This is a genomic window from Microbacterium sp. CFBP 8801, from assembly GCF_014839455.1.
Classification (GTDB): Bacteria; Actinomycetota; Actinomycetes; order Actinomycetales; family Microbacteriaceae; genus Microbacterium.
The window spans coordinates 1-13,701 of sequence record NZ_JACYNU010000003.1; the positions used below are offsets into that span (position 1 = coordinate 1).

A 13,701-nucleotide genomic window follows, 5' to 3' on the forward strand; every position below is an offset into this window, starting at 1 on the left:
GCCGCGGCGCCGACGCCGCCCGCCCCCGCCCCGGCCCCGCCGTTCGTCGCGGGTCCGCCCTCCGCCGTCGCGGCGCCGGCCGCGTCCCCGCCCGCCGCGTCCCCGCCGCCCCCGCCCCCGCCGCCCCCGTCCCCGCCGGCCCCGTCCGCGCCGGCGAAGCCGCGCCGCTCGAGCGTTCAGGTGTTCCTGCTGTCGGTGGGTGTGGTGCTGCTCGCGGTTGCGGCGGCCTTCTTCCTCACCGTCGCGTGGATCAGCGGTGGCCTCGTGCTGCGGTCGATCATCATCGGGCTGGTGACCGCCGCGATCATCGCCGCCGCGTCGATCCTGCGCCGACGCGGTCTCGGCGCCACCGCCGAGGGCATCGCTCTGCTCGGCATCGCCTTCGTCGCCCTCGACGTCTGGGCCGTGCGCGCCAACGACCTGGGCGGGGCGATGAACGTCGAGCCCCGCGTGTTCTGGGGAGTCACCTCGATCGTCGCGGGCGGAGCCTTCGTCGGGTGGGCGCGGCTCTCGCGGCTCCGTGCCCCGCTGTCGACCGCGGTCGTGTCGCTCGCCATCGGCCCGGCGGTGCTGGTCACCGGCCTTGTCGAGCGAGATGCCGCCCTCGGCGGGTACGCCGGGGGCCTCGCGCTCCTCGTCGTCGCCCTGGCGGCCCCGTTCGCCCCGCTCCTCGCCCGCCGCCCGCGGCCGTCGCTCGCCGTCGAGGTCGCCGTCGTACGGGGACTCGCCGCCGTCGGGGCGGCCGTCGCGGTGACCGCCGCCCTGCTCGTCGACCCGCGGAATACCGCGAGTCCCGCTCTGCTGTCGGCCGCCCTCGCGGTGGCTCTCGCGCTGCACGCCCGCTCGCTCGCCCGGCGCGGTGCCGCGCGTCTCGCCCCCACCGCGGCCGTGCTGTCGGTGCTCGTCCTGGGCGTGGGCGTCGCCGCCTCCGCCGTCCGCACGGCCGACGCCGCGCCGTCGGCGACGGTTCCCGTGCTCATCGCCGCCGCTCTCGCGCTCGGTCTCGACGCCGCTGCGCGCCGCGCCACCCCCGGCGTGGGTCGGACCACCGTCGTGACCGCAGCCGGGGCGGCCGCCCTCGCCACCGCGGTCGCCGCGGTCGTCCCGTTCTTCTGGGCGCTGACCGCCTTCGGCGCCCCGGTGCGCTCGATCATCTCGACGTTCGGGCAGTCCGCCGTCGACACCACAGCTCCGGATGCCACGAGCACCGCCGCCGTCATCGCGCTCGCCGCCATCGTCGCCCTCGCCGCCGTCGTCTGGCGCCTCTCGGGGTCGTGGCCGCAACGCCGATCGCCCGCGCTCATCGCCGCGGCGACCGTCGCCCTGCTCGTCGGGCCCCAGCTGCGGGTGCTCCTGCTCGTCGTCGGCTGGTACCTCGTGCTGGCCGTCGTCGCCCTCATCGTCCTCCGGCGCCGGCGCGGCGACATCGCGCTCGCCGCGGTGGCCGGGTCGATGGCCCTCGGCATCGGCTGGCTGCTGTCGTTCGCGTCTCCGCTCGCCTGGGGGCTCGCTTCGATCGTCGTGGCCGCCGTCCTCGCGGCCGCCGCGGGCGTGCACCCGGGGCTCCGCGTGCCGTCCACGGTGTCGGTCGTGCTGTTCGTGTCGGGGAGCGCTCCGTTCGTGCCCCCGGCGATGCGCATCGGCGCCGATGTCGTCATCGAGGGGTTCTCCCTCTTCATCGCGTCGCTCGTCATGGCCTCCCTGTGCCTGATCGTCCTCGTGCTCCCGCTCGCCCGCGGGGTGGGGCTCACCGCGGCGCAACGCCAATCCGGAATCGTCTCGGCCCTCGCGGTGATCGCTGCCGTGGGACCACTGGCGCTCTTGTTCCGCACGGGGGTGGCGGCCGACGTCTGGATACTCGCTTCGGCGGCCGTTTCGGCGGGGGCGTCGGCAGCCGTGCTCACGGCGCCCTACCGGTCATGGCGTGTGGCGAGGCCGGCCGCGGCCCTCCTGTCTCCCCTGCTCGTGGCGGGCGCGGCCGGGGCGGCACTGCGTCTCGTCGACGCGGCCCCGCTCGCGCGCGTGGTCGTTCTCGCGGCGATCGCCCTCGTGGTCGCTGCGGCGGCGCTCCGCCTGCTGCGCGCCGACGCTCTCACCCGCGCATTCCTCGACGCCGGAACGGCGATCGTCGTGGCTTTGTCGATCGCCGGTGCTCCGTCGCAGGGCGTGCGGTGGATCCCCCTCCTGCTCGCCGCGGTGACCGCGATGATCTGGGCGACCGACCTCGATGGCCTCTTCCGCTCCCGTGGCCCGCGGCGTCATCTCGTCTGGCTCGCGCTCCTGCTGGGAACGCTGGCTCTATGGACCCGGCTGTTCTGGCAGCAGACCGAGGCCGTCGAGGCGTTCACGGTGCCCGTCGGCGTTGCGCTCCTCGCTCTGGCCGCCGGTCACGAGCGTGCGCGACGTCTCGTCGACGGTCGCTCCGTGGCCGGTCCCGCGGTCATCGCCGCCGCGGGAATCACCGTCGCTCTCGCCCCCAGCGCCCTGGCCACCCCCGACGACGCCGTCCGCACTCTCGTCGTCGGCGCTGTCTCGGCCACGGTGCTCGTCGCCGGAGCCTGGGTGCGCCCCGCGCGCACTCCCGACGAGCTGCCCGTCGCCGTCGGTGCCTCGGGAGCGCTCGCCCTCGTGCTGCTGACGGTCTCGCAGCTCGGGCACGCGGCCGGTCGCGGGGGCATCGGTCTCGCCGATCTCGTCTTGATGGTCACGGCGGTCGCGATCGGGGTGGCCGCGCGGGGAGTGACCCGTCGCCCCGCGCCGTGGGCGCCGGCATCGGCGCGCATCGCCGCGGTGACGGCGGCCGCGATCCTCGCCCTGGGCTCGACGGCGCTCGTCGCCGCCGACGGGGGGCCGATCGTCCGCACGGTGGGAGCGATCGTCGTGCTCGGCGCCCTCGGCGTCGGCGCTCTCCGATCCGCATCGCCGCTGCTCGGCATCCCTCTGTCGATCGCCGGACTCGGCGGCGCGGGTCTGGTCGCCGTCGCCGGGGTGGGAGTCGACGTGCGCCCGATCGAGTGGATGACGATCCCGCTCGCCCTGGCCTGGATCGCCGCCGCCCTGCTCGAGCGCCGCCGCCCGATCACGCCGCCCTTCGTGCTGCTCGCCGCGGCGGGGCTGGCCGTGGGGCTGCTGCCCTCCGCCGTGCTCGCCGACACGTCGCCGGCCCGGGCGATCGGCGTCGCCGTCGCGGCGATCGCCGTGCTCGTGGGGGCGGTGCTCCTCCTGCGGCACGTGTTCGCCCCGCTCCTGACGCCCGTCATCGCGGTCGCGGGACTGGCGCTGATCGTCGCCGCGTCGCTCCGCGCCCTGCGCGAACTCGCCACACCGCTCTTCGACGTCTGGATGCTCCTCGCGACCGTCCCGCTGGCGGGTGTGGCCGTGCTGCTGCTCCGGCGCCGCGCAGCCGTTGCCTCGTGGATACCGGTGGTCCTCGCCCTCGCCGCCCCCTCGGTCGCGGTCGCGCTGACCCTGGCGCGTCTGTCGGCGACGGGGGAGGGCGCTGTGCGCCTGGTCGTGACGCTTGTCGCCGTCCTGACCCTGGGGCTGTGGTGGCGCGGCCGGATCGTGTTCTGGGCCGTGATCGCCCTGTCCACCGTCCTCGCCCTCACCGCGATGGTCCTCGGGAGCGCCGACCCCGTCGAGGCGGCCACCGCTCCTCTCGCCGCAGCCGTCGTCTTCCACGGCATCCGGGCCCTGCATCGGCATCCCGAGCTGCGCACCTGGCCCGCCCTGGGGATCGGTCTCGGGCTGCTTCTCGTCCCCTCGTTGCTGTTCGACTTCGGCGCCGACAACGCCCTCTGGCGCGTGCTCGCGCTCGGCGTCGTCGCTCTCGCGGTGCTCCTCATCGGCGCACGGTTGCGCTGGCAGGCCCCCGTGCTGCTCGGCGGGGTGGTGCTCATCGTCCACGCCGTCGCCCAGCTGTGGCCGGGGATCACCGCGCTCTACGAGAGCGCGACGGGTCTCTGGTGGCTGTGGCTCGGTATCGCCGGCGTCCTGCTCATCGTCGTCGCCGCGACGTACGAGCGTCGCATCCGCGAGGTGAAGGCGGTGGCGCTGGCGATCCGCTCCCTGCGCTGAGTGCGCTTCGGGGCGACCGACAGGTAGCCCCAGTCGCCCGGAGGGTTCAGATCACGGGGCCGTGGGCGGCGAGCGGAGCCCCGGAAGAGGGGGTCCTCCAGTTCGAGCGGCAGAGGACGACCAGGACCGCGGTGATCGCCACGGCGTAGATCGCCACGGCGATACCGCCGGGGGCGCCGAGCGCCGTGAGGGCGGGAAGCACCAGCATGAAGCCGCCGACGACCAGGCAGACGAGCACGAGCGCGCGATCGGTGGACGCCCCCCGCTCGGTCTGCGCACCTCGACGGGCCAGGAGGAACGCCCGAATCGCCACCACGGCGAAAAGCACGGCGAGAAGCAGGTTGCCGGGGAGGGCGAGGAAGGCCGCACCGACCGAGGCGCGCCACACGTCGAGCGCCACGAGCAGGATGACGAGCGTGATCGGAACGAGAACCGCGGCGATCACGCCACGCCAGAGGGCGGAGCGCGTGATCGCCCGCTGCACCGGATCGCTCACTGGCTCGCGAACCCGGGCCACGCGGTCGCGCGCTCAGCGACGCCCTCGATCTGGCTCTGTGCGGCGCTGACCGCGTTGTCGAGTTGCACATTGGCGCTGATGATCTGCACGAGAGCGCCCGCGATCGCCGTGACCATCGCGATGATCGCGGCGGGTGCCGTCACGATGCCCGCCAGGCATCCGATGCCGGCGATCAATCCGCCGATCAGGGTGCCGAGCGTGGTGTACATGAGGGTGGTGAACACGTCGAGGCCCCCGGCAAGCTTCTCGAGCGACGCGGTCACCGGCGTCGAGATGGCGGACTCGAACCCGGTCAGCGTGGTTCGCTGCGCGGCGACGGCCTGCTGATACTTCTCGGCGCCTTTGCCCGCCCATTCGTCATCGGTGGCGAGGGTGTTGGGATCGATCCGCCGGGTGAGGTTCGCCAGCTCCGAGGCGGCCTCGGTCCGCCAGCGACCGATCATCAACCGGAGCTCTACCCGGTTGCCGGGCCGGCGGTAGGGGTCGCTGATGACCTGCCAGAATTCGTCGGCCCGGTCCATCAGCCAGTTCCACGCGTCCTGGACCGCGTCGGCTGCCCAGCGAAAGACGACCGGGACGTTCGACAGGATGCCGTTGACCGTGGAGCGGGCGTCCTCGAGGTGCCGCTCGATGTCGCGGACGAGTTCGACCCATTCGGGGGTGTCCGCGCCGCCGGTGACCGTTGTCATGTGTTCATCCTTCCGCTGTCCCGACGGTGTCGGGAAGTGTGTCAGTACTGCGCTTCCCAGAGACCGGTCGTGGTGCTCACGTTGTCTTCTTCGTTTCGGATGTACATCTCCCGGACGTTGCGCAACTCTGTCGCGCCAGCGGTCGCGGTGGCCGACCCGTCTTGAAGATAGGCGCTCACCGCGTCGACGACGGTTCCATAGCTCGCGAAGAGCGCGTCGCCTTTCCAACAGAACACGGCGTCGCTCGAGCGCAGGCCGATGACGGCGTTGGCGGCTGTCGTGAGTTTCTCTCCCACCTCATCCCAGACGGCGGCGTCGTTCTGGAGCGCGTCGGCGGCGACGGCGATCTGGTCCGGATCGGCCATGGTCACTCTCCCTTGGTCAGCAGGCGAACGAGCTCGACCGGATCGGCCAGCTCGGTGGCGTACACGTCCAACGGCGTCCCGTCGAAGAGCCCGTGCGGCGTGGAGTCTTCCGGCGCCACGCGTGCAGCCGCCAGGGCGGCGCGCAGAGCCGTTGTCACCTCTGCGCCGTCGGCTGAGGCGAGCCACTCGCGATCGAACTCCAGTTCGCGCAGGTCGTCTGCCGGTCCGATGACCACGCGGACGTGCCCCGCCTGGTCGCTCGCCGTCGTCACGCTCGACGCGCGTTCTCTCACGATCTGGAGGCTGGCACGCAGGCGCTCGGAGTAGTCCTCGAGGAAACGGTTGACGTTTCGGTGGAGGACGTCACCGTCGGCGTCTTCGATGAGGCGATCGATCTCTCCTCCGCGTTGCGTCGCGGCGAGGGTGGAACGGGTGGGGACTGTCGGTGCGTCCGCTCTGAAGGCCTGCGTCCAGGCCGAGAGACGTTCGATCGCGGCGGTGCCGACCGTCGTGAGGATGACGGTGGCGAGTTCGTCGGGACCGATCGCAGATCGCCAGAACTGTCCGATCTCGATCTCGGGGCCGTCGTCGACCCAGCGCACGGCAACCTGGTGGTGCGGATCCTCCGTCACCGTCGACTGTTCGCTGGACAGCGCGGCCTGCATCTGATCCGCTTTGCGCGTCACCTCGTCATGGAGCGCGAAGAGATGCTCGTTATCCCCCGACATGGTCCCCCAACCTTTTCGTCGCACACCCCGGGCGGCCATCGCCCGATGTCTACAGCGGTCCAGGATAGTGAGTGAACATCACGGTGGCGAGGCCTATGAGAGAACCCTCATGTGAGTGTCCGCGATGTGCCGAGCGGGATCAGCACGTCCAGCCAGCCGAACGCGAGGACCAGCAGGCTGCCCCTCGGCGCCCGCGGGCGAGCCTCAGGCTTTCGCTTCCTTGGCTGCGGCTTTCGCCGCGCGCTTGTGCTCGCGCACCCGGGTGAGCGATTCCGGGCTCGTGATGTCGGCGACCGAGCGGAACGATCCGTCTTCCCCGTAGGGCGCTGAGGCCTCGCGCCACCCGGCGCCGTCGAAGCCGCACTGCTTGCCGAGCAGGGCGAGGAAGATCTTCGCCTTCTGCTCGCCGAAGCCGGGAAGCGCCTTCAGGCGCTTCAGCACCGTGGCGCCGTCGGGATCGTCGCGTGTCCAGAGGTTCTCGGCGTCGCCGCCCCAGTCCTCCTCGAGGGCCGCGCACAGCGCTTGCACGCGCCCCGCCATCGAGCCCGGATAGCGGTGCACGGCGGGCGACTGCGAGAAGGTGGCCGCGAAGTCGTCGGGGTCTTCGTGGGCGAGGGTCGCGGCATCCATCGATCCGACGCGCTCCTGGATCTTCAGCGGACCGGCGAACGCGGTCTCCATCGCGACCTGCTGGTCGAGGAGCATGCCGATCAGCAGCGCGAGCGGGTTGCTCGACAGCAGCTCGTCCGCGGCCGGGTCGTCGGTGATGCGCAGGCTCATGCGTTCATTCTCGCGCGTTCCCCGCGCGAGGGGTGCGGCCCGGGAATCGTGCACCCGAGGTATCAGCGGGGGCGGTCTCGCGGTCGGTCTCCGCTCACGCCGGCTCGGCGATCCACTTCTCGGCGAAGGGCACGGCGGACATCGTCGCGAGGTCGGCCGTGATCTCGTTCAGCTGCGCGGTGAAGTCGTCGACGTCACCGGGAGGCAGGCGTTTCACGATCGACCCGTCGACGCGCCGGATCACGACCTCGCTCACCGATGGCGCGACGCTGCCCGCGTCGAACAGGCCGAGCACCACGGTGCTCGCCCACCGCAGCCCGTTGCGGGCGCGATCCTCTCCCGCGACGACGTAGACCTCGGATGCCGGTGTGCTCACGGCATCCATCCTGCCCGACGGACGCCCGCGCCTCAGCGCGAGCCTGCGTGCCTCAGCCCGCGTCGGCGATGCCGTCGGGGCGGGCGGTGCCGCGCTCGACGAGGGGCTCGGTGACCTCGATGCCGAACAGCGCCGACAGGGCGTCGACGTACTCGTCGGCGCGGCCGGTCTCGGCCAGCTGGTGCGCGCGGGTCGTGGGGGTGTGCAGCAGCACGCCGACGAGGTGGCGGAGCGCCTGCTCGGTCTGTCCGCCCTCGTCGCCGCGGGCGCGTACGCGTGCCACCTCGGCGTCGAGCACGCCGAACACGTGGGCGCGCAGGGCGACAACGGCGGGGGTGATGTTCTTGCGCTCGCCGACCGAGACGAAGCGGCGGGCGGCGTCGCGCACGAGGTCGCGCGCGGCGTCGGTGGCCTGCAGTTCTTCGAGCGGGGCGTGCAGGCGGATGGTCTCGAGGTCGAGCAGGTCGACGCCCGGCACGGTCGCGACGTCGGGGTCGACGTTGCGGGGCAGGCCCAGGTCGATCACCAGGCGCCGCGCGGTGTGGTCGACGGGGCATCCGCCGGCGGTCGCCTCGACGGCGGCTTCGGCGCGGGTGCGGCCCGCGGCGAAGGTCGCGGCGCTGACGACGTGGTGCTCGCTGGTGGTGCAGGTGATGACGAGGTCGGCGTGGGCGACCGCCATCGGGAACGTCTCGGCCGAGACGGCGCGCAGGCCGTGCTTCGTCGCGAACTTGGTCGCCCGACCTGAGGGGGAGTGCACCGAGATGTCGGCGGCGCCCTGATCGCGGAGGGCGGCGACCGTGGCCGCGGCGTACGCACCGGTCCCGACGAGCAGCACTCGCTGCGTCGACCAGTCGGCGATGCGGCTGTCGGCGAGCTCGAGGCCCAGGCGCACGAGCGAGCGGCCGGCGCGGCCGATGGCGGTGGAGTTCTTCACGCCGCGCTGCGCTTCGGAGGCCCGCTGGAACAGACGCTCGAGTTCGGCGGAGGTGGTGCCGAGGGCGCGGGACTCGGTGAGCGCGCGGCGCACCTGGCCGGCGATCTCGCCCTCGCCGACGACGACGGATTCGAGGCCGGATGCCACCGAGAACAGGTGCTCGGCCACGTCGCTTCCGCCCAGCACGGTGTACGAGCCCTCGAGTTCGCTGACCGGAACGCCGGTGGCGGTCTCGATGGCGGCGAGGGTGGCCTCGATGCCGAGGGCGACGCCCGCGGTGACGGGCTCGTCCATGTCGACGTACGCCTCGAAGCGGTTGCAGGTCGCCACCACGACGGCGCCCTGAACGCACTCGTCGTGCTCGGCGATGAGAGGCGCGACCGGGGTCGCGGGTACGCTGAGCCGCTCGAGGAGCTCGAAGGACGCGGTCTTATGACTCGCGCTGACGCACAGCAGCACGTTCATATTCTACGCCCGCGCCCCGTGGGGTATTCCGGTGGGCCGCTCGACGTCGAGGCATCCCCCTGGTCGGCCGTCGCCCAGTGGGAGGATGGATGCCATGGCCTCCCTCGACGCGCCCCTGCTCCGTGCCCTCCGCGGCGACCGCCCCGAGCGGCAGCCGGTGTGGTTCATGCGACAGGCGGGGCGCTCCCTGCCCGAGTACCGCGAGCTGCGCGTGGGCACCCGCATGCTCGACGCGTGCCTCACCCCGCACCTCGCGGCCGAGATCACGCTGCAGCCCATCCGCCGCCACGACGTGGACGCCGCCATCTTCTTCAGCGACATCGTCGTGCCCCTGCGGCTCGCGGGTGTCGACGTCGTCATCGAGCCGGGTCGCGGGCCGGTGTTCGCCGATCCCGTGCGCACGGCCGACGACGTGGCGCGGATCACCGCGATCGACCCGGCCGAAGTGGCTTCCGCGGCGGAGCCCGTGCGCGAGGCCGTGCGCCTGGTGACCGCCGAGCTCGACGACGCGGTGCCCCTGATCGGTTTCGCGGGGGCGCCCTTCACCCTCGCCGCCTATCTGGTCGAGGGCGGTCCGTCGAAGGAGCACCTGCGGGCTCGCGGGATGATGCACGCCGACCCGGCGTCGTGGCACCGCCTGGCCGGCTGGCTCTCGAAAGTCTCGCGCGCCTTCCTCGACGCGCAGATCGACGGGGGAGCGCAGGCCGTGCAGCTGTTCGACTCGTGGGCCGGATCGCTCTCGCCGGCCACGTTCCGCGAGTTCATCGCCCCGCACTCGCACGCGGCGCTCGAGGGCATCGACGTGCCGCGCATCCACTTCGGCGTGGGCACCGGAGCCTTCCTCGACGACATGCGCCTCGGCGGGCTCGCCGACGCGGTCGGCGTCGACTGGCGCATGCCGCTCGACGAGGCGGCGGCCCTGGTCGGTCCCGACGTGACCCTGCAGGGCAACATCGACCCGGCACTGCTCGGCGCGCCCTGGCCGGTGCTGGCCGCGCACGTCGACGACGTGCTGGCCCGCGGCCGCGCGGCCCGCGCGCACGTGCTCAACCTCGGCCACGGCGTGCCCCCCGACACCGATCCCGAGGTGCTGACGCGCATCGTCGCCCGCGCGCACGGCGCAGACGCGTGAGCGAGCCCCTCGAGCGGCTGGCGCGTCACGCGCACGAGACGCACGTGGTCGTCGTGGGCGGGGGAGTGTCAGGTCTCGTCGCGGCGCGGGAGTGCGCCAAGGTCGGCCTGCGGGTCACGGTGCTCGAGGCGTCCGACGCGGTGGGCGGTGTCGTGCGTTCCGCCGAGGTCGCCGGCATCACCCTCGACGTGGGGGCCGAGAGCTTCGCGACCCGCGGAGGCATCGTGCGCGAGCTCCTCGACGACCTCGGCCTCGCCGACGACATCGTGTCGCCGAATCCGGCCGGTGCGTGGGTGGTCGGCGTGCCGGGCGTCGGGGCGGCCCCGCTGCCGAAGGGCGGGGTGCTCGGCATCCCCGACAATCCCTGGGCGCCCGACGTGCGCCGTGTCATCGGATGGTCGGGAGCGTGGCGTGCCTACGTCGACCGCCTGCGGCCCCCGCTCACCATCGGGCACCAGCACAGCCTCGGCAAGCTCGTGCGCTCGCGCCTCGGCGCGCGCGTGCTCGACCGCCTCGTCGCCCCCGTCACGAGCGGGGTGTACTCCGCCCGCCCCGATGACATCGACGTCGACCTGGCCGCCCCGGGCCTGAACGCCGCCCTCACCCGCGTCGGTTCGCTCACCGGCGCCGTCGCCGACCTGCGGGCGCGTCGTTCGGCTCCGCGGCCCGCCGATGCCCCGGCATCCGATGTCCCCGTCGCCGGCGGTGCCGCGTCAAAGACCGCGGCGCCCGGCGGGGCGGTCGAGGGGATCGCGGGCGGCATGTCGCGCCTCGTCGACGCCCTCGTCGATCAGCTCGTCGAGCGCGGGGTCGAGCTGCGCACCGGCGTCGCCGCCGAGCGCCTCGACCCGCGCGGCGGCGGCGAATGGACCGTGGCGACCTCGGCCGACGATGAGCCCCTCCACGCGCACGCCGTGATCGTGGCGCTCCCCGAGGGCGCCGCCCGCGCCCTGCTCGCCCCGGTCGTCCCGGGCCTCGACCTGGGCGACCCCGTGGCGCCGGTGGTCGAGGTCGTCACCCTCGTCGTGCACGCGCCCGAACTCGATCGCGCGCCGCGCGGCACCGGCGTGCTGACCGTGCCCGGCAGCCACATCGCCAAAGCGCTCACCCACTCGAGTGCGAAGTGGGACTGGGTACGGGATGCCACCGAGCCCGGCGTCCACGTCGTGCGGGTCTCGTTCGGAGCACAGGGTGAAGAGCCCGCCACCTCCGCCCTCGACGACGATGCCGCCGCCGCCCTCGCCCTCTCGGAGGCCGCCGCCCTGCTCGGCGTCGAGCTGCCGAGCTCGACCCTGCGTGCCGCGCACCGGGTGCGCTACGTGCAGTCGCAGCCGGCGGCGACCATCGGGCGGGCCGCCGAGACGGCCGCCGCGCGCGGGGCGATCCGCTCCGTCGCCGGGCTCGGGGCCACGGGCGCCTGGATCTCGGGCACCGGGCTGGCGCAGGTGATCCCCGATGCGCGCGACGAGGCCGACCGTGTGCGCAGCGACGCGCTCTGGCGACACTGACGGGCGCCGTTCTTCGTCATCCGCCGCCGTGTGTCAAGGGTGGATGCCGTAATGGGAATACATGGCTACTGTGAGAGTCGACCAGCACTCGTTCGAGCGTGAGGAGACCCCATGAGGGGCAAAGCAGCACTCGTCGTCGGACTCGTGGCGGGCTACGTGCTCGGTGCACGCGCAGGCCGCGACCGGTACGAGCAGATCAAGACGCAGGCCGAGAAGGTCTGGGACCAGCCCGTCGTCCAGGGACAGGTCGAGAAGGTCAAGGCGTTCGGCGTCTCGGCCCTCAAGTCCGTCCCCGGTGTGGTGTGGAAGGGCGCGAAGTCGGTCACCGGCGCCGCGACCCAGTCCGGCACCGCCCAGGAGCGCGCGGAGCGCGCCACGCGGGCGGCGAAGCAGTCGGCCTCCGAGGTCGCCGACGTCGTCGAGGATTCCGTCGACGACGCCAAGGAAGCCGAGAAGGCCGCGACCACGCGTGCGCGCGCGTCCAAGAGCGGCTCCACCTCGTCCGGGAGCTGAGGCATGACCACTCCTCGCGGATTCCGCGATCGTTCCGACGACAGCCTGTTCACTCTGGTCGGCGACATCCCCGAGCTCGTGCGCAACCTCGTCGTCGCCGAGATCAACGGCGCCAAGGCGTGGGCGCAGCGCACGGCCAAAGACGCCGGGATCGGCGCCGGCTGGTTCGTCGGCGCGCTCATCGTGCTGTTCTGGGCCGTGCCGGTGTTCTTCGCGTTCGTCATAGCGGGACTGTCGTCGTGGTGGCCGGTCTGGCTCTCGGCGATCGTCGTGTTCGGCGTGATGATCGTCATCACCGCGATCCTGGCTCTGCTGGGTTACCTGCGCTTCAAGAAGCTGTCGAAGCGCGAGAACCCCGGCGAAGCGATCGCCGAAGACGTCCGCATCGTCAAGGAGGCCCGCGATGAGTATTGATCGTCCCGTTCCCGTGCCCCGCACCGCCGTGCCACTGGGGATCACCGATCCCGTCCAGTCGGCCCGCGCCGAGTTGAAGGCCGCCCTGGCCGCCCTCGAAGACAAGGCGAACATCCCGCGCCGCGCGAGCGAGGCCGTCGACGACAAGGTCCGTGAGGTGCGCGAGAGCGCGCAGCGCAATCCCGCCGCGGCTGCCGCCGTCGTCGCGGGGGTCGCGAGCCTCGTCGGCCTGGCCGTCTGGAGCATCGTCCGCGCCTACACGCGCTGACACTCATCGAAGCGGCCCGTCCCCGTCGGGGCGGGCCGCTTCGTCGTTCGCAGGATGACCGGCCCGAGCGCCGATCCGAGTCCGTCTACGGCTCGTTCGCGAACAACCCGTCCAGAAGATCCTGGAAGTACTCCGGCGTCACCGCGATCGGACCGGCGTACGCGTGGTCGAACCCGGCGATGGCGTACAGCAGCAGGGCGACGAACAGCGCCAGCATCCCCGACATCAGCAGGTGCACGCGCAGGTTCCGCACCTCGATCAGCCCGATGAGGATGGCGTTGAGCACCGCGCCCACCCCGAGCACGATCCACAGCACGCTCGGAAGGGCCAGGTGGGTCAGCGCGATGCGGTCGCGCCGGTCGTGCACCAACTGCTGGAACTGCTCGAGGGCCTCTTGCACGTAGACCACCTCGACCGCCGAGGTCGGCTCCACGGCCTCGATGGCGCTCTGCATGGCGGTGATGTTGGCATCCGTCTCCATCGGGATCTCCAGGTGCCGCTGCATCGGCCAGTCCTCGTCGATGACGTTGCGCGTGTACTGCACGATCTGCTCCTGCAGCTCGTCGGCCTGCGGCTCGGGCAGCAGCGTGGCGCTGCGGTACAGCGTGGCCAATGACGACGACTCATCGAGCACGACGCCGTCGACCTCGGTGAAGTTGCCGTACGCGGCGGCCGCGATCAGGGCGAGCGTCACGCCGTAGAAGACGCCGTAGGCGCCGACCGCGTAGCTGAGCACGCGGTCCCACTCGTCACCCTGCGGGGCGACTCTGAAGACCCACTTGCGCAGCACCAGCAGGATTCCGCACGAGCCTCCCACCACGAGCAGGATGAACATCGGCAACCCCACAGCCATGGGGAGGTCGTACAGCCACATCGGGCACCCTTTCGCGGGCGGCGTCCCCCGACGCCGTCGACGCACATTATCAATGCGC

General features: G+C 72.6%; 14 protein-coding genes. 6 read left to right on the forward strand and 8 right to left on the reverse strand.

Annotation, left to right across the window (positions count from 1 at the left end):
- The first annotated feature begins 180 nt into the window (after positions 1-180).
- The gene (locus IFR11_RS04750; protein ID WP_191915386.1) at positions 181-4,077 is read left to right on the forward strand and encodes an SCO7613 C-terminal domain-containing membrane protein; all 3,897 of its coding nucleotides are present in this window, start codon (positions 181-183) and stop codon (positions 4,075-4,077) included.
- A gap of 46 nt (positions 4,078-4,123) precedes the next feature.
- Here IFR11_RS04750 and IFR11_RS04755 read toward each other — a convergent pair whose 3' ends face one another.
- From IFR11_RS04755 to IFR11_RS04785, 7 genes are all read right to left on the reverse strand, one after another.
- Positions 4,124-4,573 carry a hypothetical protein gene (locus IFR11_RS04755; protein WP_191915387.1) on the reverse strand — a complete coding sequence of 150 codons (450 nt, stop codon included), beginning with the start codon at positions 4,571-4,573 and terminating at the stop codon, positions 4,124-4,126.
- Entirely contained in the window at positions 4,570-5,283 is a 714-nt protein-coding gene (locus tag IFR11_RS04760; protein ID WP_191915388.1) for a hypothetical protein, read from the reverse strand. The genes IFR11_RS04755 and IFR11_RS04760 overlap by 4 nt, the downstream gene beginning before the upstream one ends.
- 41 nt (positions 5,284-5,324) lie before the next feature.
- The gene (locus IFR11_RS04765; protein WP_206755294.1) at positions 5,325-5,648 is read right to left on the reverse strand and encodes a hypothetical protein; all 324 of its coding nucleotides are present in this window, start codon (positions 5,646-5,648) and stop codon (positions 5,325-5,327) included.
- A gap of 2 nt (positions 5,649-5,650) precedes the next feature.
- Positions 5,651-6,376, reverse strand: a complete 726-nt coding sequence (locus IFR11_RS04770; RefSeq protein WP_191915390.1) for a hypothetical protein — start codon at positions 6,374-6,376, stop codon at positions 5,651-5,653.
- Between the two features lie 204 nt (positions 6,377-6,580).
- Positions 6,581-7,156 carry an HhH-GPD-type base excision DNA repair protein gene (locus IFR11_RS04775; RefSeq protein ID WP_191915391.1) on the reverse strand — a complete coding sequence of 192 codons (576 nt, stop codon included), beginning with the start codon at positions 7,154-7,156 and terminating at the stop codon, positions 6,581-6,583.
- Between the two features lie 94 nt (positions 7,157-7,250).
- Positions 7,251-7,532 (reverse strand): hypothetical protein, encoded by a 282-nt coding sequence (locus IFR11_RS04780; protein ID WP_055832758.1) that lies wholly within the window; start codon positions 7,530-7,532, stop codon positions 7,251-7,253.
- Positions 7,533-7,584: 52 nt separating this feature from the next.
- On the reverse strand, positions 7,585-8,928 hold the full coding sequence (locus tag IFR11_RS04785) for a glutamyl-tRNA reductase (RefSeq protein ID WP_055833213.1): 1,344 nt from the start codon (positions 8,926-8,928) through the stop codon (positions 7,585-7,587).
- Between the two features lie 100 nt (positions 8,929-9,028).
- Between IFR11_RS04785 and hemE the strand changes: the two genes are divergently transcribed.
- The 5 genes from hemE (at position 9,029) to IFR11_RS04810 (ending at position 12,769) form a co-directional block, all read left to right on the forward strand.
- On the forward strand, positions 9,029-10,066 hold the full coding sequence (hemE, locus tag IFR11_RS04790; RefSeq protein ID WP_082516427.1) for a uroporphyrinogen decarboxylase: 1,038 nt from the start codon (positions 9,029-9,031) through the stop codon (positions 10,064-10,066).
- On the forward strand, positions 10,063-11,574 hold the full coding sequence (gene hemG / locus IFR11_RS04795; protein ID WP_191915392.1) for a protoporphyrinogen oxidase: 1,512 nt from the start codon (positions 10,063-10,065) through the stop codon (positions 11,572-11,574). The genes hemE and hemG overlap by 4 nt, the downstream gene beginning before the upstream one ends.
- Before the next feature lie 111 nt (positions 11,575-11,685).
- On the forward strand, positions 11,686-12,087 hold the full coding sequence (locus tag IFR11_RS04800; protein WP_055832761.1) for a hypothetical protein: 402 nt from the start codon (positions 11,686-11,688) through the stop codon (positions 12,085-12,087).
- Positions 12,088-12,090: 3 nt separating this feature from the next.
- The gene (locus IFR11_RS04805) at positions 12,091-12,501 is read left to right on the forward strand and encodes a phage holin family protein (RefSeq protein WP_055832762.1); all 411 of its coding nucleotides are present in this window, start codon (positions 12,091-12,093) and stop codon (positions 12,499-12,501) included.
- The gene (locus IFR11_RS04810; protein WP_055832763.1) at positions 12,491-12,769 is read left to right on the forward strand and encodes a hypothetical protein; all 279 of its coding nucleotides are present in this window, start codon (positions 12,491-12,493) and stop codon (positions 12,767-12,769) included. The genes IFR11_RS04805 and IFR11_RS04810 overlap by 11 nt, the downstream gene beginning before the upstream one ends.
- Positions 12,770-12,854: 85 nt before the next feature.
- Here IFR11_RS04810 and IFR11_RS04815 read toward each other — a convergent pair whose 3' ends face one another.
- Positions 12,855-13,643, reverse strand: a complete 789-nt coding sequence (locus IFR11_RS04815) for a bestrophin-like domain (protein ID WP_055832764.1) — start codon at positions 13,641-13,643, stop codon at positions 12,855-12,857.
- Between the last annotated feature and the right edge of the window lie 58 nt (positions 13,644-13,701).